Genomic DNA, 26606 nt, shown 5'->3' with positions numbered 1-26606 from the left:
ATGTTATGTGCTTCGCCTGCTGATGAAGAAGAACACCGTCACGATCAGGATCGAGATCAGCAGGAAGACCGTGGAGATGGCATTCATCTCCGGGGTAACCAGCCGCCTCAACTGCCCGAGCATGTACGTCGGCAGCGTATCCTGTCCGCCGGATTTGACAAACTCCGTGATGACGACGTCGTCGAGGGAGATGACGAAGGCCAGCATGAGGCCGGCGATGATGCCGGGCCACAAGAGCGGCAGGGTGACGCGGGTGAACACCTTCCAGGGGGTCGCGTAGAGGTCGGCGGCCGCCGTCTCCAGCGTCAGGTCCATGCTCTCCAGCCGCGCGCGGATGGGGAGGTAGGCGAAGGGAATGCAGAAGGCAGTATGCGCCACGATGAGGTAGCCGAGGCCCGAATAGCCCGTCGCCACCTTGATCCGCGCGAAGACGATCAGCAGTGCGACGGCCGTCACGATCTCGGGGATCATCAGCGGCTGGTTGATGAACGCATACTTGAAGGTCAGGCCGCGATAAGGTCTCGTCCGGGTCGTGGCGAGCGCGGCCATGGTTGCGGCGATGGTGGCGACGACCGCCGCGACTGACGCGATCTGTACTGAACGGATCGACGCCTCGATGACGCGCTCGTTGTTCCATGCCGCCTCGAACCAGCGCAGCGAGAAGCCTTCCCATATGGCCACGGAGCGCCCGGCATTGAACGCGAAGACGACGAGCGTCACGATCGGCAGATAAAGCAGTGCGAAGCAGAGCACGGCCACCGTGGTGAAACCCGGCTGGTGCCTGATGGAAAAGTTGGACCGCCCGCTAGCCATGCCGCCGCTCCGACTGCGCTGCGTAGCGTACGTAGAACAGGAGCGCGACCATGACGATGACGGTGAGCGTCAGCGCCAGCGCGGCGCCCAGCGGCCAGTTGCGCCCGGCGCCGAACTGCAGTTCGATCAGGTTGCCCAGCATCATCTGCTTGCCTCCCCCCAACACGCGGGGCGTGACGTATGCGCCGAGCGAGGGGATGAAGACCAGGATGGAGCCGGCCACGATGCCGGGCTTGACCAGCGGCACGATGATGCGCGTGAGCACCCTGAAGCGGGTCGCGTAGAGGTCGTAGCCCGCTTCGACCAGCCGGAAATCGAGCTTCTCCATCGAGGCGTAGAGCGGCAGGACCATCAGCGGCAGGTAGACGTAGATCATGCCGATGGCGATCGCCCAGTCGGTATAGAGGATCTGGATTGGCGCCGAGATGATGCCGAGCCCGACGAGGGCCGTGTTGAGGATGCCTTCGTTGCGGATGACCTCCTGCACGGCGAAAGTGCGGATCAGGAGGTTGGTCCAGAACGGTATCGTGATGACGAACAGCCACAGCGCCTGCGTCCTCTGGGGCCGTGTGGCTATGAAATAGGCCGTCGGGAAGCCGAACGCGAGCGTGGCGATGGTCGTGAAGAGGGAAAGCCGCACCGAGCGCAGGAATATCTGCAGGTGCGCGTCGGCAATGCCGAGCGTTCCCTCGAAGATGTCGCGCTGCAGGAAGACGCTGATCCAGGCGTCGGTCGAGAACGCCCATTTCACGTCGCCATAGGGGCCCGGGGTCAGGAAGGAATAGACAACCACGACGAGCAGCGGCCCGATGCTCGCCATGAAGATGATCGCCAGCGCGGGCGCGGAGAGCAGCCAGCGCTTGCGAACGTCGTCATGTTCGGCCTTCCGGGCTGTCTCGGCGGCTTGCGACATCGGCTAGTCCCTCAGGACCTGGGCGGCGCCCGCCCCGATGACGATCGACACCGGATCGCCGATCCTGGCAGTCCCGCGGTCGTCCCTGGCGTTCTGCCGCCGCACGATGAACTCGCCGCCGCCGTCGAGTTCGACGTGGAAATGCGTGTCCGTGCCGAAATAGACGATGTTGGAGAGCCGCCCCGCCAGTTGCCCGCCTTCGACCGAAAGCCTGGCATGTTCCGGGCGCACCACGACGGTCACCCGTCCGGACGGCTGGAAGCCCTCGGCGACCGAGGCGTCGATCACCGCGCCGGAGGAGATCCTGACTCGCGCCCCGCCCGCGGCGCGTTCCTCGATCGATCCTTCGAGGAAGTTCGTCTCGCCGATGAAGTCGGCGACGAAACGCACCGCCGGGCGGTCGTAGATCTCTTCCGGGGAGCCGATCTGCAGGATGTTGCCGGCCGACATCACCGCGATGCGGTCCGACATGGTCAGCGCCTCCTCCTGGTCGTGGGTGACGAAGATGAATGTGATACCCGTCTCGTGCTGCAGGCGCTTCAGTTCGATCTGCATCTCCTTGCGCAGCTTGTAGTCGAGCGCCGACAGCGGCTCGTCGAGCAGCAGCACCTTGGGCTGCGGCGCGAGCGCGCGGGCGAGCGCGACGCGCTGCTGCTGCCCGCCCGAGATCTGCGCCGTCGAGCGGTTCCTCAGTTCCTCCATGCGCACAAGCTTCAGCATTTCGTCGACGCGGGCGTCGACCTCGTCCTTGGGCCGTCCGAGCATCTCAAGGCCGAAGGAGATGTTCTTCGCCACGGTCAGGTGGGGAAAGAGCGCGTAGCTCTGGAAGACGGTGTTGACGGGCCGCTTGTGCGGCGGCAGCGGCGCGATGTCCTGGCCGTGCAGCAGGATCTCGCCATCGGTGGGGAAGTCAAAGCCGGCGATCAGCCTCAGAAGCGTCGTCTTGCCGCAGCCCGACGGGCCCAGGAGCGTGAAAAACTCGTTCTCGCGGATCGCCACGTGGACGTCGTCGAGCGCGATCACCTTGTCCGGTCCGAAGCCGAAGACCTTGTTGACGCCCCTGACCTCGATGGCATTGCGTTCCGGTGTCTCCGGCAAGATCCAGCCCCGCTCCTGTCGTGCCCCGCATCTTCGCGCCGGGTTTTTTTGTTCCCGCTCGATGTCAGCACAAGGCGTCTGCCTTGGCAACCTGCTTGTTGAACGACCATTCAAAACCGGCAACGGGAAAGCAAGCAACCCGCGTGCCATTTGTCAGGCCTGGTAGGTGATCTTGCCCCCGCAGATGGTCGTGACCGGGCGAATCTCGTGCAGAGTCTCCGGCGCGGACGCCTCCACATCGCCCGAAAAGACAACGATATCGGCGAGATATCCGGGCTTCAGCCGCCCCTTCCGGTGCTCGGCGAACTGCGCGTAGGCGCCTTCTACCGTGTAGCCGGCAATCGCCTCGTGCAGCGAGAAAGCATGGTCGGGCAGGTCGTCTGCCCAGCGCTTGCGCATCACTGCCGCCTGGATGCCCGCGATCGGGTCGATCGGCGACACCGGCCAGTCGGAGGCGAAGACCACGTGCGCGCCGGTCTCCTTGATGGTGCGCCAGGCATAGGCGAGCCGCCAGCGGTCGCGGCCGATCTTGGAGACGGTCGGTTCGAGCGGCAGCCCCATGGAGCCCGGTGGGTGCGGAGGCTGCATGGAGGCGATGACGCCGAGCTTGGCAAACCGCGGAATATCGGCGTCCGTCGTCACTTCGATGTGCTCGATGCGGTGGCGGCTGTCGCGCGCGCCGTTGGCCTTTCTGGCCGTCTCATAGCCGTCGAGTACTGTCCGCACCGCGGCATCGCCGATCGCATGAACCGCGATCTGCAGGCCGCGCCGGTCGATCTCGGTCGCAAGTGCCGCAAACTCTGCGTCGGAAAAGTACGGCTCGCCGCGCCAGTTGCCGCCGTCTGCATAGGGCTCGATCATGTGGGCGGTGCCGGAATCGATGACGCCGTCCATGAAGACCTTGACCATGCCGGAGGATATCCACTCCGAGGCGTAGCGGTCGGCCATCGCCGAGGCCTTCTCCAGGTCCTCCAGCGTCATCGGCTTCTTGTAGTGGAACGGCACCTGCGCGCGGCAGAGCAACCCGCCATCCTTCTCGATCTCTGCCAGGATCTGCAGCTGGTAGAGGTTACCGTCCATGTTGTGGAACGAGGTGATGCCGTGCTCGGCGGCGTAGGCGAGGCCGCGGCGCATGATCTCCTTGTCGGCTTCCCATTCGGCCGGGCTCGGCCATCGCTCCGGCTCGCCGCCGGTCTGGACGCCGAGCCGCACGCGGTTCTCGCCGGCGAGGTGCACCACCGGGGTCATCGCCTCGGATTCGCGCAGTTCCCCGGTCGCCAGCCCGTTGGCGCCCATCACCACCTCGTTGCCGGGATTGACCACCTTGCCGTTCAGCAGCCCGGCCATCTCCAGCGCCCTGGTGTTGGCCCACATCGTGTGGTGGTCGGGTGCGACGAGCGCGACGGGACGGTCGGCGACAATACGGTCGAGATGATGCCGGGTCAGGGTCTCGCCGTTGCCGAGGATCGTGTAGTCGCAGGACTGGCCGAACAGCACCCTGTCGTCCGGGCGCGCGGCGGCATACGCGCGCAGCCTCTCGCCAAGCGCGTCGATCCCCTTCACGCCGAAGAGTTGGAGATGCACGAGTTCGGCCGCTCCCATGAACAGATGCACGTGGCTCTCGATGAAGCCCGGCAGCACGGAGCAGCCCCCGGCGTCGATCACGCGCGTCTGCGACCCCCTCCAGTCCTCGGCCTCGGCGGCAGGGCCGACGAAGGCGATCGTGCCGTCCTTCACCGCGACCGCCTCAGCCTGGGGCAAGGCGTCGTCCATGGTGAGCACGCGGGCATTTGTGACGATCAGGTCGGCTTCTTGCTTCACGATCGGCTCCGGCTTGGTGGTGACGCGGGTTCCGCGAGGCTGCGGCCGCCGCCCATTTCGCCGGTGTCTCGCCGCCCTTGTCAACGCGCCACCGCCGCGCACCGCCGGACGCCTGGCCGGACACATCGCCTCCGGGCCGCTGCTTGCGGTCGCCCCGCGGTCCGGATATTCCCGAGTGCTCTTTAGGACGGTGCAACGGATCACGGGAGAACCGGATGGCCAAGGTCGCGATGATCGTCGGGGGCGGATCGGGCATGGGAGCGGGCGCGGCGCGAAAGCTCGCCGAAGCCGGCTACGCCGTCGCGATCCTGTCGTCGTCCGGCAAGGGCGAGGCGCTGGCGGCCGAACTCGGCGGCCTCGGGTTCACCGGCTCCAACCGCGAGCCCGACGACCTGCGCCACTTCTTCGACGCGACCATGGAGCGCTTTGGCCGCATCGACGCGCTGGTCAACGGCGCCGGCCACGGCCCCAAGGGACCGGTGCTCGAAATCTCCGACGCCGACTGGCACCTCGGGATGGAGTTCTATCTCCTCAACGTCATCCGCATGACGCGCCTCGTCACGCCGGTGATGCAGGCCCAGAAATCCGGATCGATCGTCAACATCTCGACCTACGCGCTGTTCGAGCCGGAAGAGATGTTCCCCACCTCCGGCGTCTTCCGCGCCGGCCTCGCCGCCTTTACGAAACTCTTCGCCGACAAATACGCCGCCGACAACGTCCGCATGAACAACGTTCTCCCCGGCTTCATATCGTCCCTGCCCGAAAAGGAAGACCGCCGCGCCCGCATCCCCATGGGCCGCTACGGCACCGTGGAGGAGGTGGCGGAGCTGATCCTGTTCCTGGCCTCGGAAAAGTCGAGCTACATGACGGGGCAGAATCTGCGGATCGACGGGGGTATTACGCGGAGCGTGTGAGGGGGGCGACTGCTCCATCCAGTCGCAGCTTGCGCCGCCGGTTATCCGAGGATCGAAACCGGTGGATGTGAGCCGTTCATGCCATCACTCGGCGGCTCCGGATTCATCAAAATCATCCTCTTCCTTCGACAATTCGTTGAGACGATCCCGCAGATTCTTCAGGGCCTGGGCCGCTTCCGGATCCGGACTGCGGGCGGCCGATTGATCGACGTCGTAGGAATAGGGCATGTCGCGGAAGAGGAACGGCGCTTCCGCCAGGAGTTCGACGGCCCGTCGGGCGAAAAGCATCTCCAGCTCGGGGTCACCACCGATCGCGTCGAAAACCCAGGCAGCTTCGCCGCGAGCTTCCAGACCCGGAGCTCCCGTCGGATCGGTGACGATCAGGATCGCTGCCACGAGGGCGGGACGCGGAGGTGGAACACCCATCTTGTCGATTGCAGCGAGCAGCGCCGCGTCATGGACGGCCGCCTCCCCGATAACTGCACGGACCTCGGCTACCGTCGCCCTTTCCCGCAGTCCTTCGAGCTTCGCAGCCACCGCTCTGGCGGACTGGCTGATGTCGGGGGCCGACGGCAAGGGTGGGAAACCCTCGAGCTGCCGCAGCGCATCGTCGAGGAAGGCGTCCATCTCGGTCGCTTCGCGGGGTGACTGGATGAACAAGGCGATCGTCAGCGAAAGCAACGGGATGCTCAAAGGCACCCAAAGGGGTAGCGAGACGCCTCCGGCGATCTGTGCCAATCCAAGCCCTGCCACGAAAGAAAGGCCGGAAAGTGCCAGCATCACGCATACGAGAAGCATCGTCGCTAAAAAGACCTCTGGCCTGCCCAGGTCTGCAAGCCGACGTGGCCAGGAGGCGCTGCGGTAGAGGAAGCTCCAGAGGGCCAGGACCCCAGCACAGGCCACGACCGTCCAGCGGGGCTGCCGGGACAGGCCGGCCAGCAAGGGACCAAGATAAAGCCCCCCCGCCAGGATCATCATCAGACTGAGGCGGCTTGGCGCCAGGCGCCCCAGCTGCTTTCGGTTCAGCATTCCAGACCAGTGCCCCTCCGCTCCTGAAGACAGACTGATGGAAACCTGCATCGGCTGGCAAGGGTATTGTGCTCGGGCTGTCCATTCGCAAAGGCTGCAACCTGCACGCCCCACTCGGCGCCCGAGGCTCGGCACCACTTGCACATCCCCTGCCCCTTGCGCCCTCCCTCGAATCCCGCTTCAACCCCCGCCATGACCACTCCTTTCGTCATCGCCGTTGATGGACCCGCGGCCTCGGGCAAGGGCACGCTGTCGCGCCGGCTCGCCACGCAATACGGCCTTCGCCATCTCGACACAGGCCTCTCCTACCGCGCTGTCGCGCATGCTCTTCTGAGTGCCGACCTGTCGCTCGAAGACGAGGCGCAGGCGGTGGAAGCCGCACGCGAAGTGGATTTCGCCGGTTTGGATCCGCTGGTCCTGTCCACCCACGAGGTCGGCGAGGCCGCGTCGCGGGTCAGCGTTCATCCGGCGGTGCGGCGCGTCCTGGTCGAAAAGCAGCGCGATTTCGCTCGCGTGGCGCCGGGCGCGGTGCTCGACGGGCGCGACATCGGCACGGTGGTCTGCCCCGATGCCGACGTGAAGCTCTACGTGACGGCCAGCCCGCAGGTGCGCGCCGGCCGGCGGCATCGCGAGATCCTGCGCCTCGGCGGGCAGGCCGAATACGGCGCGATCCTGGCCGACATCGAGCGGCGCGACGCGCGCGACATGGGCCGGGCGGACTCGCCGCTCAGGCCCGCCGCCGACTCGCACTTGCTCGACACGTCCGGAATGAGTATAGAGGCGGCGTTTCTCGCGGCCTGCGCCATCGTAGACGAGGCTCTTGCCGCGAAGAACTGACTGGATGCAGCGGCGGCGCGAGAACCCTTCAGGCAGGCAAGGGTTGGCGAACCGCCATTTTGCATTTCAGCCATTGAACCGCCGCCCGCATTCGAGAATGCACCGGAACTGGCCGAAGATCGGCCGCTCGCTCGAAGGAGAGCGGAATGCCGGGCTGGCGCAACGCAACACGAACCACCGGTGCCGCCCCGACGCCACGAGAGCGAGGGGCATCCAGGAGAACGAATGTCACAAGCTACCGCCAATTCGGCAAATCCGTCCCTCGACGACTTCATGAGCATGCTCGATGAGTCCTTTTCCGAAAGCCATTCGGCCGAAGGCTCCGTCGTCAAGGGCATCATCACGGCCATCGAGAAGGACATGGCCATCATCGACGTCGGCCTGAAGGTCGAGGGCCGCGTGCCGCTGAAGGAATTCGGCGCCAAGGCCAAGGACGGCCAGATGAAAGTCGGCGACGAGGTCGAGGTCTATGTCGAGCGCATCGAAAACGCGCTGGGCGAAGCCATGCTGTCGCGCGAGAAGGCTCGCCGCGAGGAAAGCTGGGTCCGCCTCGAAGAGAAGTTCAACAAGGGCGAGCGCGTCGAAGGCATCATCTTCAACCAGGTCAAGGGCGGCTTCACGGTCGATCTCGACGGCGCCGTGGCCTTCCTGCCGCGCTCGCAGGTCGATATCCGCCCGATCCGCGACGTCTCCCCGCTGATGCACAACCCGCAGCCCTTCGAGATCCTCAAGATGGATCGCCGCCGCGGCAACATCGTGGTGTCGCGCCGCACCGTGCTCGAGGAGAGCCGCGCCGAGCAGCGTTCCGAGATCGTCCAGAACCTCGAAGAGGGTCAGGTGGTCGAGGGCGTGGTCAAGAACATCACCGACTACGGTGCGTTCGTCGACCTCGGCGGCATCGACGGCCTGCTGCACGTCACCGACATGGCCTGGCGCCGCGTCAACCATCCGACCGAAATCCTCAACATCGGCCAGACGGTCAAGGTGCAGATCATCCGCATCAACCAGGAAACCCACCGCATCTCGCTCGGCATGAAGCAGCTCGAGGCGGATCCGTGGTCCGACATCGGCACCAAGTTCCCGCTCGGCAAGAAGATCACCGGCACGGTCACCAACATCACCGACTACGGCGCCTTCGTGGAGCTGGAGCCGGGCATCGAGGGTCTCATCCACGTCTCCGAGATGTCGTGGACCAAGAAGAACGTGCACCCCGGCAAGATCCTGTCGACCACCCAGCAGGTCGACGTGGTCGTGCTCGAGGTGGACCCGCAGAAGCGCCGCATCTCGCTCGGCCTCAAGCAGACGCTTGAGAACCCGTGGGAGGCCTTCGCGCGCAGCCATCCGGTCGGATCGCCCGTCGAGGGCGAGGTCAAGAACAAGACCGAGTTCGGCCTGTTCATCGGCCTGGAAGGCGACGTGGACGGCATGGTGCACCTGTCCGACCTCGACTGGAACCGTCCGGGCGAGCAGGTGATCGAGGAGTACAATCGCGGCGACATGGTCAAGGCGCAGGTGCTCGATGTCGACATCGACAAGGAGCGCATCTCGCTGGGCATCAAGCAGCTCGGCCGCGACGCCGTCGGCGAAGCCGCGACCTCGGGCGATCTGCGCAAGGGTGCCATTGTCACCGCCGAGGTTCTGGCGGTCAAGGACGGCGGCCTGGACGTGCGTCTGGTCGACCACGACATGGACACCTTCATCCGCCGCGCGGACCTCTCCCGCGACCGCGACGAGCAGCGCCCCGAGCGCTTCTCCGTCGGCCAGAAGGTGGATGCCCGGGTCACCCAGTTCGACAAGAAGACCCGCCGCATCACCGTCTCCATCAAGGCGCTGGAAATCGCCGAGGAGAAGGAAGCCGTGGCGCAGTTCGGCTCGACCGACTCCGGCGCCTCGCTGGGCGACATCCTGGGTGCCGCGCTGAAGAAGCAGGGCAACTCGTAAGGCGCCCGCCAGCTTCCGAGCCGCGACAAATCAAAGCCCCGCCGGAGCGATCCGGCGGGGCTTTTCCGTTGCAGTGTCTGCGGGCGGCGGCGCCAGCGCGCTTTTTTTGCGAGGAACCCCCGACCCGCGCCCGCGTTTTCCTGCCAGACGGTCGCGAACCGTCATCCAATGAGGAAACAGGAGAACACCATGAATTGGGACCGTATCGAAGGAAACTGGGAGCAGTTCAAGGGCAAGGCGCAGCAGCAGTGGGGCAAGCTCACGAACGACGATCTCGACGTCGTCAAAGGCAAGCGCACCGAGCTTTCCGGCAAGATCCAGGAGCGCTATGGCAAGGGCAAGGACGAGGCTGAGCGCGACATCGACGACTGGCTCGCCCGCCACTAGTTCGCCAGAACGACCGATCCGAAATTGCGTCCCGGCCTCTATCGGCCGGGACTTTGCTTGTCTGTGGCCAGGGCCGGGTAGTACGGACCCGCGGTCTCAGCGCGCCAGGTCCGCCACGACCGCATCGAGCACGATCATCCCCGCCGGCGTCGCTCTGAGACGCGAATTGCCGACCGGCGCGACAAGGTCCTCGTCCTGGAGCACGGCAATCCGCTCGGATGCGAGCGGCCGGCCCGAAAGCTGCTCGTAGCGGGCGAGGTCTATGCCCTCGGCAAGACGCAGCCCCATCAGCAGGAACTCGTCGGCCTCTTCGCTGCGCGTCAGCGTCTCACCGTCGACAATGCCGTGGCCCTTGGCCTCGACTAGCGACAGCCAGCGTTCCGGCATCCGCTCGGCGATCGTGACGTTGCGCGTGCCGCCGCCGACAAACCGGCCGTGCGCGCCGGGGCCGACGCCGACATATTCGCCGTAGCGCCAGTAGGTGAGGTTGTGGCGGCTCTCCGCGCCCGGCCTGGCGTGGTTCGATATCTCGTAGGCCGGCAGCCCCCGCGCGGCGGTCACTTCCTGAGTCAGGGCGTAGAGGTCAGCGGCATGGTCCCCATCAGGGACCGCGAACTTGCCCGCCGCATGCAGCGCGTGGAACGGCGTGCCTTCCTCGATCGTCAGCTGGTAGAGCGACAGATGGTCGGCCGCGTACCCGATCGCGGTTTCCAGTTCCGCTCGCCATGCATCCGGGGTCTGGCCCGGCCGCGCATAGATCAGATCGAAGGACAGGCGCGGAAAGGTCTCGCGGGCGAGTTCGATCGCCGTCAGCGCCTCGTCCACGTCGTGCAGCCGGCCGAGGAACTTCAGGTCCGCGTCGTTCAGCGCCTGCACGCCGAGCGAGACGCGGTTGACGCCCGCCGCACGGTAGCCCCGGAAGCGACCGGCCTCGACGGAGGACGGGTTCGCTTCCAGCGTCACCTCGATCCCGTCCGGAACGGTCCAGTTGGAGGCGACCGCCTCCAGGATCGCGCCAACCGTGCCGGGCTGCATGAGCGACGGCGTACCGCCGCCCAGGAAGATACTGGTGACCGTGCGCGGACCGGTACGCTCCCGCATCGTGGCCAGTTCCGTCGCGAAGGCGCGCGCGAACCGCTCCTGGTCGACCGGCTGGTGGCGCACGTGCGAATTGAAGTCGCAATAGGGGCACTTGGCCGCGCAGAACGGCCAGTGCACGTAGATCCCGAAGCCCGGCGAGCGGTCGTCCGGCCTGTGCTCAGGCTTGCTCATGACACGCCGAGCTTCGCCCGTGCGAACTTCTGGAAGGCGCGGGCGCGGTGCGACAGCGCCTCCTCCTGCCCCGGCTTCCAGCCATGCTTCTCTTCGGCCGGCATTTCGCCGAAGGTGACGTCGAAACCCTCCGGCTGGAACACGGGATCGTAGCCGAATCCCTTGTCGCCGCGCGGAGGCCAGACGAGCCGCCCCTTCGCCTCGCCGCGGAAATACTCCGCGCTGCCGTCGGGCTGGCAAAGGCAGATCACGGCGACGAAGCGCCCGGTGCGCTGCGATGGATCGGTCGCGCCCCTTTCCCGGAGCAACTTCTCGGTCTTCTCCATCGCCAGCATGAAGTCGCGCGATCCGTCGGCTTGCGTCGCCCAGTCGGCGGTGTAGACGCCCGGCGCGCCGTCGAGCGCGTCGACGCAGAGGCCCGAATCGTCCGACAGCGCCGGCAGGCCGGTCGCTAGCGCCGCCGCGTGCGCCTTGATGTAGGCGTTCTCCTCGAACGTCGTCCCGGTCTCCTCCGGCTCCGGAAGCCCGTAGTCCTTCGCCGATTTTGCCTCGATGCCGAAGGGCGCCATCAGGTCGGCGAACTCCCTGAGCTTGCCGGCATTGTGGCTGGCGACCACAATCTTCTGCTTTTCGAGCGTGTTCATTCGATGCCCCAGATGCGCGGCTCGGCGAACTCCAGCGAGTTGCCGGACGGATCGCGGAAATAGATGGAACGGCCGCCTTGAGGCCATTCGAAGTCAGCCTCGATGGCGATGCCGCGCTCCTCCAGGAAAGTCTTCCAGCGGTCGATCTCGTCGCCCGGCGCGGCAAAGCACAGGTGCCCGTGGCCCCGCGTGCCGTGCGGCGGGACGGGCAGTCTCGCGTCCGCCGGAGGCGGAACCTGCGTGGCATCCGCATTGAACAGCAGCAACACGCCCTCGCCGCAGCGGAAGAAGACGTGACGCCCCTCGACCTTCACGAGCCTTTCGAGCCCGAGCACCTCGCTGTAGAACGCCTCGGCGGCGCCGAGGTCGGTCACGTAGAGCGCTGATTCGAGGATCGAGCGCGGCCGCATCGTTCAGCCGACCGCCATCTTCTGCAGGTCGACCAGACGCGTGATTCCCTTCTTGGCCAGCGCGAGGAGCTCGTTGAACTGCTCCTCCGAGAACGCCTCGCCCTCGGCGGTGCCCTGGATCTCCACGATCCCGCCCTTGCCGGTCATGACGAAGTTGGCGTCGGCCTCCGCCGCCGAATCCTCGGCATAGTCGAGGTCGAGCACGCAGGCCCCGCCATGGATGCCGCAGGAAATGGCCGCCACATGATCCTTCAGCACCTTGGAGACGGAGAGCATCTTGCGCGCTTCCATCCATTTCAGGCAATCGTGCAACGCCACGAAGCCGCCGGTGATCGACGCCGTCCGTGTCCCGCCGTCGGCCTGGATCACGTCGCAGTCGACCGTGATCTGCACCTCGCCGAGTGCCTGCATGTCGACGACGGCGCGCAGCGAGCGCCCGATAAGGCGCTGAATTTCCAGAGTTCGGCCGCCCTGCTTGCCGGCGGAAGCCTCGCGGCGCATGCGGTCGCCGGTCGCCCTCGGCAGCATCCCGTATTCGGCCGTCACCCAGCCCTTGCCGCTGTTGCGCATCCATGGCGGAACCTTCTCTTCGAGGCTCGCCGTGCAGAGCACATGCGTGTCGCCGAACTTGACGAGGCACGAGCCTTCCGCATGTTTGGACACCCCGCGCTCGAAGCTGACGGGACGCATTTCGCCGGGCTGGCGCTTCGAGGGACGCATGAGGATTTCCTGACCGATCGATGAAACGCGGCTTGTAACGCCATGCCAACGCCGACGCAAAGGAAAACCGGGACGCTTGCGAGTTGTGTTCCCGCCGGGGCGGATTATATCCTTACCCAAAAGGTTCGCCGCCGATGACGATACCCATCATGGATCCGACCCTGCAGTCGCTCGATACGCGATCGCGCGAGATCTTCCGCCTGATCGCCGATTCCTTCCTGCGCGACGGCGAGCCCGTCGGCTCGCGCAACCTGTCGCGTCTCCTGCCCTCGTCCCTGTCGCCGGCCACGGTGCGCAACGTGATGAGCGACCTCGAGCATCTCGGCCTCATCTATTCGCCGCACGTGTCGGCGGGGCGCCTGCCGACCCAGAAGGGCCTGCGCTTCTTCGTCGACGCTTTCATGGAGATCGGCGACCTTTCGGAGGACGAGCGCCGGGTCATCGACGCCCAGATCAAGGCCTCGGGCAACGGCGCCTCGCTGGAGCACATGCTGACCGAGGCAAGCCAGATGCTGTCGGGCATGTCGCGTGGCGCCGGGCTGGTGCTGTCGGGGAAGAGCGAGGCGGCGCTGAAGCACATCGAGTTCATTCAGCTCGAGCCGAACAAGGCGCTCGCCGTCCTGGTCTCGCAGTCCGGCGACGTGGAGAACCGCGTGGTCGACCTGCCGGAAGGCGTCACCACCTCGCAGCTCCACGAGGCCTCGAACTTCCTCAACGCCCACATCCGGGGACGCACGCTGGCCGAGGCGCGCGCAGAGATCGCGCGGCTTCGCGAAGAGACGCGCGCCGCGCTGGATTCGCTGTCGCAAGATCTCGTCGAGAAGGGCCTCGCCGTGTGGGCCGGCACGGAGAGCGGCACCTCGCCGGCGCGCCTCATCGTCCGTGGCCGCGCCAATCTCCTGGAAAATGTCACGGCCCAGGCCGACATCGAGCTGCTCAAACACCTCTTCGAGGACCTCGAGACCAAGGAAGGCCTGATCCAGCTCCTGGAACTGGCCGAGGAAGGCTCGGGCGTGCGCATTTTCATCGGCTCGGAGAACAAGCTCTTCTCGCTGTCCGGCTCCTCCCTCGTGGTCGCCCCCTACCGCGACAAGGATTCCCGCGTCATCGGGGCGCTGGGCGTCATCGGTCCCACCCGCCTCAACTATGCCCGCATCGTGCCGATGGTCGACTATACCGCCCAGATGATATCGCGCATGCTGCGGTAGTCCGGACGCACGCGCAGCCGCCCCCGCCCCTTGATTTTTGGGCACCGAGCCTCGATATCGGGGCCAACTTTTCAAGTTACTCGCAGGAATACGGGATCAAGCGATGAGCGACCATCCGAAAGACGAACGCGCGCCGGATCTGGACGCCGTGAAGAGCGGCTACGCGGAGCACGCCGCCGATCAGGCCGGACAGCCATCCGAAGGCGCGCCGGACAACGAGAACCAGGCCGATTTCGAAGCCTTCATGCGCCTTGCCAAGGAAAACGAGGATCTGAAGGACAAGGCGCTCCGCCTCGCCGCCGAAATGGAGAACCTTCGCCGCCGCACGGCGCGCGACGTGCACGACGCGCGCAACTACGCCATCGCGAACTTCGCCCGCGACATGCTGACCGTCTCCGACAATTTGCGTCGCGCGCTCGACGCGGTTCCCGTCGAGGCGAAGGAGAAGGGCGAGGCCGGGTTCGCCGCGTTGCTCGAAGGCGTCGAGATGACCGAGCGCAGCATGATCTCCGCACTGGAGCGCCACGGGGTCAAGAAGATCGCGCCAGAGGGCGAGAAGTTCGATCCGAACTTCCATCAGGCCATGTTCGAAGTGCCCAATCCCGACGTGCCCGCCAACACCGTCGTGCAGGTCGTGCAGACCGGCTACGTCATCGGCGAGCGCGTGCTGCGGCCGGCCATGGTCGGCGTAGCCAAGGGCGGCCCAAAGGCTGCAGCCCAGGCGCCCGAATCCGCGGGTGAGACCGCCGGGGCCGAGCAGGACGGCAAGGCCTGATCTTTGTGCTTTTCCCCGCCTTGAGCTATTGCTCGGCGGGGAGGCCTCGATGAACCCGCTCGTCTTCTTCGACTATGCCGGCGTCGCCGTCTTCGCCGCGACCGGCGCGCTGGCGGCCTCGCGCAAGCAGCTCGACATACTGGGGTTCATCTTCCTCGCCGCTGCCACCGGCATCGGCGGCGGAACCCTGCGCGACCTCGTGCTCGGCGTGCCGGTATTCTGGACCGTCAACCAGGACTACATCCTCGTCTGCGCGGCCGTCGCGGTCATCGTCTACTTCACCGCCCACCGTCTGGAATCCCGCTACAAGCTGCTCCTGTGGCTCGACGCCGTCGGGCTCGCCGCCTATTGCGTCTACGGAGCCTACAAGGGCCTCGTGGTCACCGGGTCGGCGACCGTCGCCGTCGTCACCGGCGTCATGACCGCGACCTTCGGCGGCATTCTGCGCGATCTGCTCGCCGCCGAGCCGTCGGTGCTCCTGCGCCCCGAAATCTACGTGACCGCCGCCCTCGTCGGCGCCGCCACCTTCACCGCGCTTGCGGTGTTCGGGGTGGCGATGCCGCTCGCCGCCGGCGTCGGCGCCTTGTCGGCGCTGGCCGTCCGCGGCGGCGCCATCCGCTTCGGCTGGACGATCCCGACCTACCGGAGCCGGCCGGGGAGAAAGCCGGAGGATGTTTTGTGAGGGGCGGACCTTCCTGATGTGGAAGTCCCCTAAACCAGCCCCCGCTGCCTCGCGATCTCGCGCAAGCTCTTCTGCGGCCTCGGCCCCACCTGCTGGATGACGATGCCGGCCGCCAGCGAGCCGAGCTTGCCGCAGTCGGCGAGGCTGCGGCCCGTGGTGTAGCCGAACAGGAATCCCGCAGCGTAGAGGTCGCCGGCGCCCGTCGTGTCGACCAGCTCCGAAATCTCGATCGCCTCCACCGTCACCGTCTCGTCGCCGCGCACCACGACCGAGCCATGCTCCGAGCGCGTCACGGCGGCGAGCTTGCAGTCCTTGCGAATGGCGTCGAGCGCTGAGTCGAACGATGCGGTCTGGTACAGCGACTTCAGCTCGCTCTCGTTGGCGAAGACGATGTCGACCGTGCCCGAGCGCATCAGGTCGAGGAATTCTTCGCGATAGCGGTCGACGCAGAAGGGGTCGGACAGCGTCATCGACACCTCGCGGCCGGCCGCGTGCGCCAGGTCGGCGGTGCGGCGGATCGCTTCCTTCGCCCGCGGCGGGTCCCACAGATAACCCTCGAAATAGGTCACCTTGGCGCCCTTCGCCTTCTCCTCCTCGACATCCTCGGGGCCGAGCTCCACGCAGGCGCCCAGATAGGTGTTCATCGAGCGCTCGCCGTCTTCGGTGACGAAGATCATCGAGCGCGCCGTGGGCGGAAAGCCCTTCAGCGGCTTCGTGTCGAAGGCCACGCCCTGCGCGCGGATGTCGTGCGCGTAGAGTTCGCCGAGCTGGTCGTCGCTGACCTTGCCGAAATAGGCCGCCCTGCCGCCGAGGCTGGCGATGCCGGCCGCCGTATTGCCCGCGCTGCCGCCCGAAGCCTCGATCGCCGGCCCCATCCTCGAATAGAGCAGTTCGGCGCGCTCGGCGTCGATCAGGTTCATCGCGCCCTTGATGATGGCGTTGTCGACGAGAAAGGCCTCGTCGCAGCGCGCGATGATGTCGACGATGGCGTTGCCGATGCAGAGGACGTCGAATTCCGGATTGGATGCCACGGTCTGTTTTCGCCTGGAAAGATGGAAGGAAGGGTTCGAAACCGTTTAGACCATCCGGCTGCCATTGCAATCCCCGCGCCGACCGGCGTTTTGTCAACGAGCGGTGCCGCGATGCGTCCCCGGAGCCTTGCTGGCACGCCGGAGCGCGCCTATGTCCGGACCCAAGGTTGAGGAACGCAATGATCTTCGAAGCAGCAGGCCGCGCGGCTGGCCACCTCTTCTCGCCGGAATTCCGGTCCGTGCTGTTCAAGTCGCTCGGGCTGACCTTCCTTGTGCTGGTCGCGCTGTGGTTCGGCCTGGCCCAGGGCTTCGAATACCTTGCCCTGCCCTGGCTCGACCAATTCGTCCCCGACCTGCCGGACTGGACCGGCTGGCTCGGCCTCTTCGCCGCGATCGTCGCCGGCATCGTGCTCGCGCTGGGCCTGGGGCTTTTGATCGCGCCGGTTTCGGCGCTGATCGCCGGCCTCTTCCTCGACGACGTGGCCGAGGTCGTCGAGCGGGTGGACTATCCCGCCGAGACGCCGGGCCGCGCCGTGCCGCCGGTCCAGGCGGCGTGGCTGGCGGTCAAGTTCTTCGCCGTCGTCATCCTCGGCAACCTCTTCGCGCTGCTCCTCCTTCTGGTGCCGGGGGTGAACCTCGTCGCCTTCTTCGTGGTCAACGGCTACCTGCTCGGCCGCGAGTTCTTCGAGTTCGCGGCCATGCGCTTCCGATCCGAGGCCGACGCCAAGGCGCTGCGGCGCCGCCACGCCGGCACGGTGTTTCTGGCCGGCCTCGTGATCGCGGCCTTCCTTGCCGTGCCGCTGCTCAATCTGCTCACGCCGCTCTTCGCCGCCGCCATGATGGTCCACCTGCACAAGATGATATCGGCTCGGTCGGCCGCGTCTGTGAAGGCACGCTGATCCGTCCGGAAACGCGTCGATCAGTTCGGCAACGCCATCCCGTCCTCATTCAGCGGCGCAAGGATTTCCGCGATCAGTTCCCGCAGCCAGCGATGCGCCGGCGTGGCGCTGGATCGCCGGTGCCAGACCATGGTGATCAGCGCGGGGTCGATAGGCATCGGGGGCTTGTAGACGTCGAGGCAGGCGCGCTTGGCCACATGCGTCGCGAGTTGTGTGGGAATCAGCGCGATCAGGTCCGATCCGCCGACAGCCCGATAGACGCCGGAGAAGACCGGCAAGGTCATGACCACCCGCCTTTCGCGTCCGACCCGCGCAAGGGCCGCGTCTCCCATCGCCTTCAGCTTGCCTTCGGGGGAAAACAACACGTGGCCGAGATCGCAGAAGAGGTCGACCGGAACCACGTCGCCCGGCGCAATCCCGGCGCGCGCAAGGCGCGGATGCCCGCTTCTCGCGATCACCGAGAAGGTGGACCAGAACACCGGCCGGTGGTCGACCCGGTCGGGAAACTCGGTACGGGGAATGAGCGCGATGTCCACCTCGTACTTTTCCAGTGTCTCGACATAGTCGTTGGGCACCAGATCGACGAGTTGTACCCGCATTCCCGGCGCCCGCGTCGAAATCCGCTCGGCCAGTGCCGGCATCAGCATCTCGGCGAAGAAATCGCTGCCCGACAGCTTGAAGCTGGCATTGCTCTCCGCGGGGACGAATTCGGCCGGTCCGCCGAGCAGCGCTTCCAGTTCGTCCAGGACGCGCCGCAGGGGGATCGCCAGCGATTTCGCGTAGTCGGTCGGCTCGAGCCCTTGCCCGCGGCGCAGGAAGAGATCGTCCCCCAGCGCATGGCGCAACCGGTTCAATGCCGCCGAGACGGCCGGCTGCGAGAGGCCCACGCGGGCACCCGCCTTGACGGTGGAGCCCTCGCGCAGGAGTGCGTCCAGGACGCGCAGCAGATTGAGATCAAACGCCGCCATATTCACTGGACGGATACCTTCGATACGATCAATCGATTTATCGCAGGCGCGAAACTACGGTATCTCCCCTCCCCACGAAAGCGCTTTCGTTTCTTCAACCTCATGCACAGGAGAGAGACGATGACCCCCTCGATACTGGGCGCCGGTGCCGTCGAATGGCAGGGCGTGTACTACATGACGTTGCTGGGTCCGGATCGGACCGGCGGACAGATGTCGGTGCTCGAAACCGTGTCGCCGCCGAATTCCGGGCCGCCGCGGCACGTTCATCACGATGCCGACGAGACCTTCGTCCTCCTCACGGGAGACGTCGAATTCTGGCTCGACGGCGAGACCTTCACGCGCGGACCAGGGCAGGCCGTGTTCGTGCCGCGCGGCAGGGAGCATACGTTCCGGGTCGTTGGCGGCGCTCCGTCCCGCAGCATCGTCATCCTGACGCCGGGCGGGTTCGAAGGATTCTTCCGCGAGATGGCGCTGGGCCGCTTCCGCATCCCGGAAGACATGCCGGCGGTGATGGAAAGCGCCGCGCGGTTCCAGCTCACCTTCACCGGTCCGCCGCTCGGCGTCCAGTGATCCGAAGGACCCGGACGGCGCGAAACTTCTCTATCCGAACCGTGCCGCGATTGCCGGCGTTCCTGAAACCTCAGGCCGCCGGCAGCCGGCGCCAGGCGTACTTGCCTTCCGCCAGATCGGGTCGCGCGGACGGCTGATAGTATTCCGGAAGACCGCCGGTCCGTCCCTGCTCCAGGCGCCGGATCGTCGTCGGATGCGACACTTCGAGTTCGTCGAAGCCGGTGCGCAGCATGTGCGGGATCTGGTCGATCAGCACCTGCCCGCTCGCGCGCACCGTCCCGGTATAGCCATGCCGGGTCTTCAGAAGCGCGGCCTTGGAGAAGCTGCGGCCGTCGTTGAAGGCGGGGAAGGACAGCGCCACCAACGGCAAGTCGGGTAACGCGTGCTCGATCTCCGACAGCATCTCGCCAGGCGCCAGCAGGACCCCAATGCGGTCGCGGTTTTCCGCGCGCGTCGTCTCGTCCAGCCCCTTCCACACGGCCAGCGGCAGGATCACGCCGCCATTGCCCGACAGCGCGTCCGCGTCCCCGGCATGACGCCAGGACTCCTCGCGAAAGCCTTCCGCCGTCCAGAGGCGCGGCGCGGCGGGGCTGATCTCTTCAGTCATCGTGAACCGTCCAATTCTTCAAAGCGACGACGCCGTCAGCGAATCGTCCAGGCCCGACAGGTGGATGCCGCACTCGATCTTCGACTGGCCGGCCCAGCGACCGCTACGCTCGTCCTCGCCGGGCTTCACCGGCTGGGTGCAGGGGAAGCAGCCGATCGAATGATAGCCGTAGGCGACGAGTGGGTTCTCACGCAGGGCATGTGCGCGCATGTAGTCGGCGAGATCCTTGGTCGTCCACTTCGCCAGCGGATTGATGCGGATGCGTTCGCCGACGGCCTCGAAGACCGGCAACGTGGCGCGCGTGGCGGCCTGGTAGCGTTTGCGGCCGGTGAACCAGGCCCGGAAGGGCGACACCGCACGCGCCATCGGCTCGACCTTTCGCAGGTCGCAGCAGGCGTCGGTGTCGCGCTGGTGCAGCGTGCCGTCGGGATCGCGCTCCGCCACGAGTTCCGCGCGCGGATGGACGATCTTGAGGTTCTTCAGCCCCAGGTCCGCCGCCAGCGCGTCGCGATACTGCAGCGTCTCGCCGAAATGCTTGTCGGTGTCGAGGAAGAGCACCGGCAGCGCGGGATCGATGCGTGCGATCATGTGCAGCAGCACCGCCGAATCCGCGCCGAAGGACGAGACGGCGGCGATGTCGCCCGCATCGAAACGCCCGATCGACAGGGCGATCAGGTCCTGCGGATCGAGATGGCCGTAGCGCTCCTCGAGTGCCGCGGCCTCGATCTCGGCCTCGGTCCGCGCATCAAGCGGCTTTAGCTTCGCCAGCATAGAGCGCCTCCTTGAACGGCCCGGCGCCGACGCGCCGGTAGGCGTCGATGAAACGCTCCGACGGCCCGCCGCGCAGCGATAGATAGGTTTCGACGATCGTCTCGATGGCGTCGGTCAGGTCCTCGGCCGCAAAGCCGCGCCCGACGATCTCGCCGATCGAGGTCTGCTCGTCCCCCGAGCCGCCGAGCGTGATCTGGTATAGTTCCGTGCCCTTCTTCTCGACGCCGAGGATGCCGATGTGGCCGACGTGGTGATGCCCGCAGGCATTGATGCAGCCGGAGATCTTGAGCTTCAGCTCGCCGATCTCGCGCTGCCGTTCCAGATCGGCGAAACGCCGTGAGATGTCCTGCGCGACCGGGATCGAGCGTGCATTGGCCAAGGCGCAGTAGTCCAGGCCCGGGCAGGCGATGATGTCGGTGATCAGGTTCGAGTTCGCGGTCGCGAGCCCGATCTCCACCAGCCTGTCGTGGACCGCCTTCAGGTCCGCGCGCGCGACATGCGGCAGGATCAGGTTCTGCTCGTGGCTGACCCGGATCTCGTCGAAGCCGTAGCGCTCGGCGATGTCGGCCACCGCATCCATCTGCGCGTCGGTCGCGTCGCCGGGCGCCTCGCCGATGCCCTTCAGCGAGATCGTCACGGCGGCATAGTCGGGATTCCGATGGGTGATGACGTTCTGGTCGAGCCATTCGGAGAAGGCGCGGCTGTCGAGCCGGGCGAGCTTCACCGCCTCGTCGCCCTCGGGATGGGACACCAGCGCCGGCGGCGCGAAATAGGCGTCGATGGCGCGGATGTCGGACTCGGGAAGCTTCAGTTCGGTGTCCCGAAGATGCGCGAATTCGGCCTCGACCTGGCGCGTCAACTCTTCCGTGCCGGTCTCGTGCACCAGGATCTTGATGCGCGCCTTGTATTTGTTGTCGCGCCGGCCGTTGAGATTGTAAACGCGCAGGATCGCCGTGCAGTAGGCGAGCAGGTCTTCTTCCGGCAGGAAATCGCGGATCTTCTTGGCAATCATGGGCGTACGCCCCTGCCCGCCGCCGACATAGACGGCAAAGCCAAGCTCACCCTGCGCGTTCTTCTTCACGTGCAGGCCGATGTCGTGCACCTGGATCGCGGCGCGGTCGCGCTCGGCACCGGTCACCGCGATCTTGAACTTGCGCGGCAGGTAGGAAAACTCGGGATGCACCGAGGACCATTGCCTGAGAATCTCGGCATAGGGGCGCGGATCGGCGACCTCGTCGGCGGCGGCGCCCGCGAAATGATCGGCCGTCACGTTGCGGATGCAGTTGCCCGACGTCTGGATGGCGTGCATCTCCACGCTCGCCAGGTCGTCCAGGATCGCCGGGATGTCGGCGAGCGACGGCCAGTTGTACTGGATGTTCTGGCGCGTGGTGAAATGGCCGTAGCCCTTGTCGTAGGTGCGCGCGATATGGGCGAGCATGCGCATCTGGCGCGAACTCAGCGTGCCGTAGGGGATGGCCACCCGCAACATGTAGGCGTGAAGTTGCAGGTAGACGCCGTTCATCAGCCGCAGCGGCTTGAACTGGTCCTCGGTGATCTCGCCCGCCAGCCGGCGCTCGACCTGGTCGCGGAACTCTGCGACACGGGCCTGCACGAAGGAATGGTCGAATTCGTCGTAACGGTACATTGAACGAACTTTCGGGTGCTCTGGGTACGGCCTCCTCAGGCCGTATGCGTCGTTTCTGGTTCGGCCTGCTTGCCGAGGTCGAGGCGGTTGGTCGGGCCGGCGGCGCGGATGCGTTCGCGCAGGCGAACCGGCACGATCCGCCCGTCGATCGCCTGCACGTCGATCAGGTCGACGTCGACCACCTCGTCGCGTTCGTACGAGGCCTTGCCGATGCCGCGCAGCCGCTCCTCGGCGAAGGCGTCGCGCGCCACGTCGGCGCCGCCGATCCGCTCGATCCAGCCCTTCTCGGCGCAGTACCAGACGGCCTCTCCGTCGATCAGCCGGTTGGCGGTCAGGACTTTCATGGCTTCGCCCTCTCTTCGTTCACGCCGCGACGCGCACAAGGCGATGCGCGGCGATCGGGGTGGAGTTTTCGAAGTTGGCGCCCGCAACCGCGTCGCCGATGATGGTCATCACCGGCCCATCCAGCTCCGTGCGCTCCTCGAGCGACGGCAGGTCGGCGAGCGTCCCGTGGAACAGCCGCCTGTGCGGCAGGCTGGCATTCTCGACCACGGCTACCGCCGTATCCGGCGACAGCCCAGCCTCGATCAGCCGCGACGCGACCTGGGCCGCGATCGAGCGGCCCATATAGACCGCCACGGTTGCGCCCGCGATCGCGAGCTTGCCCCAGTCCGGCAGGGTATCGCCCTTCAGGTCGTGCCCGGTCGTGAAGACCATGGAGGAGGCGACGCCCCGCAGGGTCAGCGGCAGCTCGAAATCGGCCGCCGCGGCGAAGGCCGCGGTCACGCCCGGCACCACCTCGTAGGAAATGCCGGCCTCGCGCAACGCGGCCATCTCTTCGCCGGCGCGCCCGAAGACCAGCGGATCGCCCGACTTCAGGCGCACCACGCGCTTGCCCTCGCGCCCGAGCGACACGATCAGTTCGTTGATCTCGGCCTGCGACTTCGAATGGCATCCCTTGCGCTTGCCCACCGCCAGGCGCTCGGCATCGCGGCGCCCCATGGCGACCACCGCCTCGGGCACGAGCGCGTCGAACAGGATCACGTCGGCCTGCATGAGCAGGCGTTGTGCGCGCAGCGTCAGCAGGTCCTCGGCGCCGGGTCCGGCGCCAATCAGGGCGACATGCCCGCGCGCTTCCGTGCGCCGCTGCATCAGTTGGGCCGCCGCCTCCCGCGCCTCGGAGATGTGTCCGACCTCCATGTGACGCGCCGGCGCGCCCTCGAAGAAGTCGGTCCAGAAGGCACGCCGCGCACTGCCCCGCGGCACCAGCCGCTCGACCCTGTAGCGCAGTCCGGCGGCTAGGCTCGCCAGCGGTCCAAGCGCCGGCGACAGCATCCGGTCGATCCTGGCACGGATCATCTGCGCCAGCACGGGCCCGGCGCCCTCGGTCCCGATCGCCACCGCCACCGGCGCGCGGTTCACCAGCGCGGGCGTGAAGAAGTCGCACATGTGCGGCCGGTCGACGGCATTGACGGGGATGCCCCGTGCCCGTGCATCCGCAACGATACTGGCATCGCGCTCCTCGTCGCCAGTGGCGGCGAAGACCAGGCATGCGCCGTCGAGCAGGTCGGCGCGATAGTCCTGCCCGATGAGCTCCGCGCTGTTCCGGGCGGCCCAGTCGCGCAGCGATGCGTCCGCTTCATGCGCGACGATGCGCAGCGTCGCGCTCGACTGCCCGATCAGGCGCGCCTTCGCCAGAGCTTCCTCGCCCGAGCCGACGATGACGACGCTCCGGTTCTTGACCCGCATGAAGACGGGGAAGGCGTTGAGTTTGGCGTTCGTGGTGACCATGGGACACCCTTCCTGAGATTTCGTGCAATTCTCCGCCTGGTCGCCACTTTTCTGAAGACACGGCGTCCTGCCGCCGAGACCCGCCTGCAATCGGTTTTCCGCCCGGACCCGGCGGAGCGCAAAATCATTCCGGTGGGGAGACGGCAGTACCGCCCTGGCGGGAACAGGCGTTCGAACGAGACGTTTCGCAGGAGAGCGGACGAGCGCCCCGCACGCACTTGATCCTGATCATGGCGGGCGGCACGAGGACAGCCTATCCGCGACAAGCAATGGAGTTTGGAATGTCAGCCATGAAGCTCGAGCACGATACCTGGGTCCTGGTCGCCGACGGCGAGAAGGCTCTCTTCCTCCGCAACGAGGGGGACGACGTTTATCCCCATCTGCAGGTCATCCGCGAGGAGCATCACGCCAATCCGCCGACGCGCGAGCAGGGTACGGACCGGCCGGGACGCCTCAACGACGCCTCCGGGGAACACCGCAGCGCCGTCGCCGACACGGACTGGCACCAGATCGAGAAGGAGCGCTTCGCCGACGAGATCGCCGAGCGGCTCTACAAGCTTGCGCACAAGGGTCGCTTCGAAAAGATCGTGCTGGTGGCGCAACCGCAGGTTCTCGGCGAGATGCGCAAGAAGCTGCACAAGGAAGTCGCGGATCGCGTCGTCGGCGAAGTGGCCAAGACGCTGACCAATCACACGGTGATCGAGATCGAGAAGAATTTGGCGGGGGACTAAGCGGAGGAGGAGCCGGTCCCCATTCACCGGCTCCTCTTCCGGCGTACACATCGACTACCGATCAAGGCGAGCCGTAGCTACGAGACCCCTCATGGTGAGCCTCCTGAGCTTGCCGAAGGGCGAACCACGCACAATCCCCTTTCAGCCAAGAAACTCCCGCAGCAGCCTGATCTCGCCGTCGCTCGCCAGAGTCGGCGCGTGGCCGCAGTCGGGAAACGTCACCAGCCGCGGCTTCGGGCCGCGCCGCGTCATCTCGTCGGCGATCACTTCCGGCAGCACGTCCGACGCCTTTCCGCGCAGCAGGAGCGTCTTCGCGATCACGGCGTCGTACTGCTCCCACACGTCGAGATCGCCCTTGTGCAGGGTGAACTGCGTCACGATCATCGGATCGTAGTGGACTGTCACCTTGCCGTCGTCGGTGCGGCGCGACGAGGTGTCGGCCATGCGGCGCCAGAAGGCGTCCGTGTTCTGACCGAACGGCGCGTAGTTCTTCCTGAGCCAGGCTTCGAGTTCCGCCACCGTGTCGTAGACCGGAGGATTGCCGACGTAGGACGCGATGCGTCCAGTGCCTTCCTCCGGAATGTCCGGCCCGATGTCGTTGATGACGAGATGGCTGATGCGGTCGCGCAACCGGTCGGCCGCCAGCGTCACGCCGATCAGACCGCCCATCGAAGTGCCCACCCAGCGCAGCCTGTCGACGCCATAGTGGTCGAGGATGGCCATCGCCGTGTCGCCGAATGTCCGGTACGAATAGTCGATGCCGCCAGGCCGAGACCAGCTCGACAGGCCGCGGCCCAGCGTGTCGGGGCAGATCACGAAATAGGTGTCGGAGAGCGCGGCGGCCGCCTCGTCGAAGTCGCGGCCCGTTCGCGCCAGCCCGTGCCACATCACCAGCGCCGGCCGGCCCGGATCGCCCCATTCGGTCACGTGCATCTCGTGGCCGGCCGCGGGAACATATGTCGAGCGCGGCAGCATCATCGGTGGCTTCCCTGTTTCATGAACGTTCCGGCGATCCCCGCAGGGAAGAAGTAGACCAGCAGGATGAAGAGCACGCCGAGCCAGAGAAGCCAGCGGTCGGGGTTGAGCAGGTCCGGCAGCAGCGGAATGCCCGACGTTGCCTCGGCGGCCACCTCCATCAGGTCCTTCAGGTAGAACTGCGCCAGGCTCATCACGACCACGCCGATGATGGCGCCGACCATCGTGCCCATTCCCCCGATCACGACCATCAGCAGGATGTCGATCATGATGCCGAAGGAGAGCGCCACGTCCGGCCCGACATATTTGAGCCACACGGCCCGCACGACGCCGGCAAGCGCGGCGATCACAGCCGCGATGCAGAAGATCGCGGTGCGGTAGGCCACGACCCGGTAGCCGATCGCCTCGGCCCGCATCTCGTTCTCGCGCACGGCCTCCAGCACGGTCCCCATGGGCGAGGCGACGATGCGCAGCATGACGAGGAACAGCGCGAGCGAGGACAGGAAAACGAAGTAGTAGGCGGCGATCTTGCCGTTCAGCGCCACGCCGAACAGCCGCAGCACCTTGCCGTCCGCGTCCTCGAAAAGCTTCATGGCCGGCGAGAAGAGTTTTGGCACCTGATATGTGAAACCGTCCTCGCCGCCGGTGAACTCCGAAAGCTGGCTGGCAAGCACCAGCATCACAGAGGCCGCCGCCAGCGTCACCATGGCGAAGAAGATCGCCTTAACCCGGAGCGACAAGAGCCCGATCAGCACGGCCAGCACGAAGGCCGCCGCCACGCCCGCCGCGCCGCCGACGATGATGGCGTCCCACCCCGGCCCCCAGGCCTTCAGAACCATCGCGGTGCCATAGGCGCCGAGCCCGAAGAACATGGTATGCGCGAAGGAGACGATGCCCGTGTAGCCGATGAGCAGATCGTAGCTCGCCACCAGAACGATAAAGATGCATATGCGGGCGGCGACTTCCTGAGCCCGCACGTCAGTGAACAGGAAGGGCGCGAAGGCGAGGCAGAGCCCGATCGCAAGCGCGATGGCGTAGACGGCGAGCCGTCCGGCGGGGATGCGGCGGGCGGGGGTCTCGGAGGTGGCAGCGAAGCTCATTGAAGATCTTCTCCTCTGCTGCAAGCGGAGACCTCGGCCCCCTCACCGTCTCGG

28 protein-coding genes are annotated in these 26606 nt (G+C 66.4%); 10 read left to right on the top strand and 18 right to left on the bottom strand.

What is annotated here, in order from left to right; all coding sequences use genetic code 11:
• Positions 1-3: 3 nt before the first annotated feature.
• From ABGN05_RS19055 to ABGN05_RS19040, 4 genes are all read right to left on the bottom strand, one after another.
• On the bottom strand, positions 4-813 hold the full coding sequence (locus tag ABGN05_RS19055; protein ID WP_367955621.1) for an ABC transporter permease: 810 nt from the start codon (positions 811-813) through the stop codon (positions 4-6).
• The gene (locus ABGN05_RS19050; RefSeq protein ID WP_367955620.1) at positions 806-1726 is read right to left on the bottom strand and encodes an ABC transporter permease; all 921 of its coding nucleotides are present in this window, start codon (positions 1724-1726) and stop codon (positions 806-808) included. The genes ABGN05_RS19055 and ABGN05_RS19050 overlap by 8 nt, the downstream gene beginning before the upstream one ends.
• 3 nt (positions 1727-1729) lie before the next feature.
• The gene (locus ABGN05_RS19045; protein WP_367955619.1) at positions 1730-2824 is read right to left on the bottom strand and encodes an ABC transporter ATP-binding protein; all 1095 of its coding nucleotides are present in this window, start codon (positions 2822-2824) and stop codon (positions 1730-1732) included.
• 153 nt (positions 2825-2977) lie between these two features.
• On the bottom strand, positions 2978-4597 hold the full coding sequence (locus tag ABGN05_RS19040) for an amidohydrolase (protein ID WP_367955890.1): 1620 nt from the start codon (positions 4595-4597) through the stop codon (positions 2978-2980).
• A gap of 263 nt (positions 4598-4860) precedes the next feature.
• On the opposite strand from ABGN05_RS19040, the gene ABGN05_RS19035 reads away from it, so the two are divergent.
• Positions 4861-5559: an SDR family oxidoreductase gene (locus ABGN05_RS19035; RefSeq protein ID WP_367955618.1), complete on the top strand. Its 699-nt coding sequence runs from the start codon at positions 4861-4863 to the stop codon at positions 5557-5559.
• Between the two features lie 84 nt (positions 5560-5643).
• Here ABGN05_RS19035 and ABGN05_RS19030 read toward each other — a convergent pair whose 3' ends face one another.
• Positions 5644-6726, bottom strand: coding sequence for a hypothetical protein (locus ABGN05_RS19030; protein WP_367955617.1), 1083 nt, complete (start codon positions 6724-6726; stop codon positions 5644-5646).
• A 54-nt stretch (positions 6727-6780) separates the two neighbouring features.
• On the opposite strand from ABGN05_RS19030, the gene cmk reads away from it, so the two are divergent.
• The 3 genes from cmk to ABGN05_RS19015 all read left to right on the top strand — a co-directional run bounded on the left by cmk (position 6781) and on the right by ABGN05_RS19015 (position 9753).
• The gene (gene cmk, locus ABGN05_RS19025; RefSeq protein WP_367955616.1) at positions 6781-7425 is read left to right on the top strand and encodes a (d)CMP kinase; all 645 of its coding nucleotides are present in this window, start codon (positions 6781-6783) and stop codon (positions 7423-7425) included.
• A 225-nt stretch (positions 7426-7650) separates the two neighbouring features.
• Positions 7651-9366 (top strand): 30S ribosomal protein S1, encoded by a 1716-nt coding sequence (gene rpsA, locus ABGN05_RS19020; RefSeq protein ID WP_367955615.1) that lies wholly within the window; start codon positions 7651-7653, stop codon positions 9364-9366.
• A gap of 189 nt (positions 9367-9555) precedes the next feature.
• Positions 9556-9753 carry a CsbD family protein gene (locus ABGN05_RS19015; RefSeq protein ID WP_367955614.1) on the top strand — a complete coding sequence of 66 codons (198 nt, stop codon included), beginning with the start codon at positions 9556-9558 and terminating at the stop codon, positions 9751-9753.
• Between the two features lie 96 nt (positions 9754-9849).
• Here ABGN05_RS19015 and hemW read toward each other — a convergent pair whose 3' ends face one another.
• Genes hemW through rph form a run of 4 tightly spaced genes read right to left on the bottom strand, consistent with a single transcriptional unit; the run spans position 9850 to position 12799 of the window.
• Positions 9850-11025 (bottom strand): radical SAM family heme chaperone HemW, encoded by a 1176-nt coding sequence (gene hemW / locus ABGN05_RS19010; protein WP_367955613.1) that lies wholly within the window; start codon positions 11023-11025, stop codon positions 9850-9852.
• On the bottom strand, positions 11022-11669 hold the full coding sequence (gene rdgB / locus ABGN05_RS19005; RefSeq protein WP_367955612.1) for an RdgB/HAM1 family non-canonical purine NTP pyrophosphatase: 648 nt from the start codon (positions 11667-11669) through the stop codon (positions 11022-11024). The genes hemW and rdgB overlap by 4 nt, the downstream gene beginning before the upstream one ends.
• Positions 11666-12079, bottom strand: a complete 414-nt coding sequence (locus tag ABGN05_RS19000; RefSeq protein ID WP_367955611.1) for a VOC family protein — start codon at positions 12077-12079, stop codon at positions 11666-11668. Before ABGN05_RS19000 ends, rdgB begins: the two co-directional genes overlap by 4 nt.
• Before the next feature lie 3 nt (positions 12080-12082).
• Entirely contained in the window at positions 12083-12799 is a 717-nt protein-coding gene (rph, locus tag ABGN05_RS18995; protein ID WP_367955610.1) for a ribonuclease PH, read from the bottom strand.
• Positions 12800-12933: 134 nt separating this feature from the next.
• On the opposite strand from rph, the gene hrcA reads away from it, so the two are divergent.
• The 3 genes from hrcA to ABGN05_RS18980 all read left to right on the top strand — a co-directional run bounded on the left by hrcA (position 12934) and on the right by ABGN05_RS18980 (position 15464).
• On the top strand, positions 12934-14007 hold the full coding sequence (hrcA, locus tag ABGN05_RS18990) for a heat-inducible transcriptional repressor HrcA (RefSeq protein WP_367955609.1): 1074 nt from the start codon (positions 12934-12936) through the stop codon (positions 14005-14007).
• A gap of 103 nt (positions 14008-14110) precedes the next feature.
• A complete protein-coding gene (gene grpE / locus ABGN05_RS18985; RefSeq protein WP_367955608.1) occupies positions 14111-14782 on the top strand; it encodes a nucleotide exchange factor GrpE in 672 nt (223 codons plus the stop codon).
• 49 nt (positions 14783-14831) lie between these two features.
• Complete coding sequence (locus tag ABGN05_RS18980) at positions 14832-15464, top strand: trimeric intracellular cation channel family protein (RefSeq protein ID WP_367955607.1); 633 nt, start codon at positions 14832-14834, stop codon at positions 15462-15464.
• Positions 15465-15493: 29 nt separating this feature from the next.
• On the opposite strand, the gene ABGN05_RS18975 is transcribed toward ABGN05_RS18980, so the two are convergent.
• Positions 15494-16495 carry an adenosine kinase gene (locus ABGN05_RS18975; RefSeq protein ID WP_367955606.1) on the bottom strand — a complete coding sequence of 334 codons (1002 nt, stop codon included), beginning with the start codon at positions 16493-16495 and terminating at the stop codon, positions 15494-15496.
• Between the two features lie 179 nt (positions 16496-16674).
• Between ABGN05_RS18975 and ABGN05_RS18970 the strand changes: the two genes are divergently transcribed.
• The gene (locus ABGN05_RS18970; protein ID WP_367955605.1) at positions 16675-17394 is read left to right on the top strand and encodes a sulfate transporter family protein; all 720 of its coding nucleotides are present in this window, start codon (positions 16675-16677) and stop codon (positions 17392-17394) included.
• Positions 17395-17414: 20 nt separating this feature from the next.
• On the opposite strand, the gene ABGN05_RS18965 is transcribed toward ABGN05_RS18970, so the two are convergent.
• Positions 17415-18362, bottom strand: coding sequence for a LysR family transcriptional regulator (locus ABGN05_RS18965; protein ID WP_367955604.1), 948 nt, complete (start codon positions 18360-18362; stop codon positions 17415-17417).
• Between the two features lie 120 nt (positions 18363-18482).
• On the opposite strand from ABGN05_RS18965, the gene ABGN05_RS18960 reads away from it, so the two are divergent.
• Positions 18483-18932: a cupin domain-containing protein gene (locus ABGN05_RS18960; RefSeq protein WP_367955603.1), complete on the top strand. Its 450-nt coding sequence runs from the start codon at positions 18483-18485 to the stop codon at positions 18930-18932.
• Between the two features lie 70 nt (positions 18933-19002).
• Here ABGN05_RS18960 and ABGN05_RS18955 read toward each other — a convergent pair whose 3' ends face one another.
• From ABGN05_RS18955 to cysG, 5 genes are read right to left on the bottom strand one after another with little or no spacing between them, the layout of a single operon-like run.
• Positions 19003-19539, bottom strand: coding sequence for a DUF934 domain-containing protein (locus tag ABGN05_RS18955; RefSeq protein ID WP_367955602.1), 537 nt, complete (start codon positions 19537-19539; stop codon positions 19003-19005).
• Between the two features lie 18 nt (positions 19540-19557).
• Entirely contained in the window at positions 19558-20310 is a 753-nt protein-coding gene (locus tag ABGN05_RS18950; protein ID WP_367955601.1) for a phosphoadenylyl-sulfate reductase, read from the bottom strand.
• On the bottom strand, positions 20285-21955 hold the full coding sequence (locus ABGN05_RS18945) for a nitrite/sulfite reductase (protein ID WP_367955600.1): 1671 nt from the start codon (positions 21953-21955) through the stop codon (positions 20285-20287). Before ABGN05_RS18945 ends, ABGN05_RS18950 begins: the two co-directional genes overlap by 26 nt.
• Before the next feature lie 35 nt (positions 21956-21990).
• Positions 21991-22299: a DUF2849 domain-containing protein gene (locus ABGN05_RS18940; RefSeq protein WP_367955599.1), complete on the bottom strand. Its 309-nt coding sequence runs from the start codon at positions 22297-22299 to the stop codon at positions 21991-21993.
• Between the two features lie 19 nt (positions 22300-22318).
• Positions 22319-23746 carry a siroheme synthase CysG gene (cysG, locus tag ABGN05_RS18935; protein ID WP_367955598.1) on the bottom strand — a complete coding sequence of 476 codons (1428 nt, stop codon included), beginning with the start codon at positions 23744-23746 and terminating at the stop codon, positions 22319-22321.
• A 281-nt stretch (positions 23747-24027) separates the two neighbouring features.
• Here cysG and ABGN05_RS18930 point away from each other — a divergent pair, with 281 nt between their 5' ends.
• The gene (locus ABGN05_RS18930; RefSeq protein ID WP_367955597.1) at positions 24028-24477 is read left to right on the top strand and encodes a baeRF12 domain-containing protein; all 450 of its coding nucleotides are present in this window, start codon (positions 24028-24030) and stop codon (positions 24475-24477) included.
• A gap of 141 nt (positions 24478-24618) precedes the next feature.
• Here ABGN05_RS18930 and ABGN05_RS18925 read toward each other — a convergent pair whose 3' ends face one another.
• Both ABGN05_RS18925 and ABGN05_RS18920 read right to left on the bottom strand, forming a co-directional pair.
• Positions 24619-25455 (bottom strand): alpha/beta fold hydrolase, encoded by an 837-nt coding sequence (locus ABGN05_RS18925; protein ID WP_367955596.1) that lies wholly within the window; start codon positions 25453-25455, stop codon positions 24619-24621.
• Positions 25452-26552 (bottom strand): branched-chain amino acid ABC transporter permease, encoded by a 1101-nt coding sequence (locus ABGN05_RS18920; RefSeq protein ID WP_367955595.1) that lies wholly within the window; start codon positions 26550-26552, stop codon positions 25452-25454. Before ABGN05_RS18920 ends, ABGN05_RS18925 begins: the two co-directional genes overlap by 4 nt.
• Between the last annotated feature and the right edge of the window lie 54 nt (positions 26553-26606).

It is taken from the genome of Aquibium pacificum, assembly GCF_040839445.1.
In the GTDB taxonomy this organism is placed as follows: Bacteria; Pseudomonadota; Alphaproteobacteria; order Rhizobiales; family Rhizobiaceae; genus Aquibium; species Aquibium pacificus.
The sequence above is the reverse complement of the archived record's forward strand: the minus strand, read 5'-3'. Positions and strand labels throughout refer to the sequence as shown.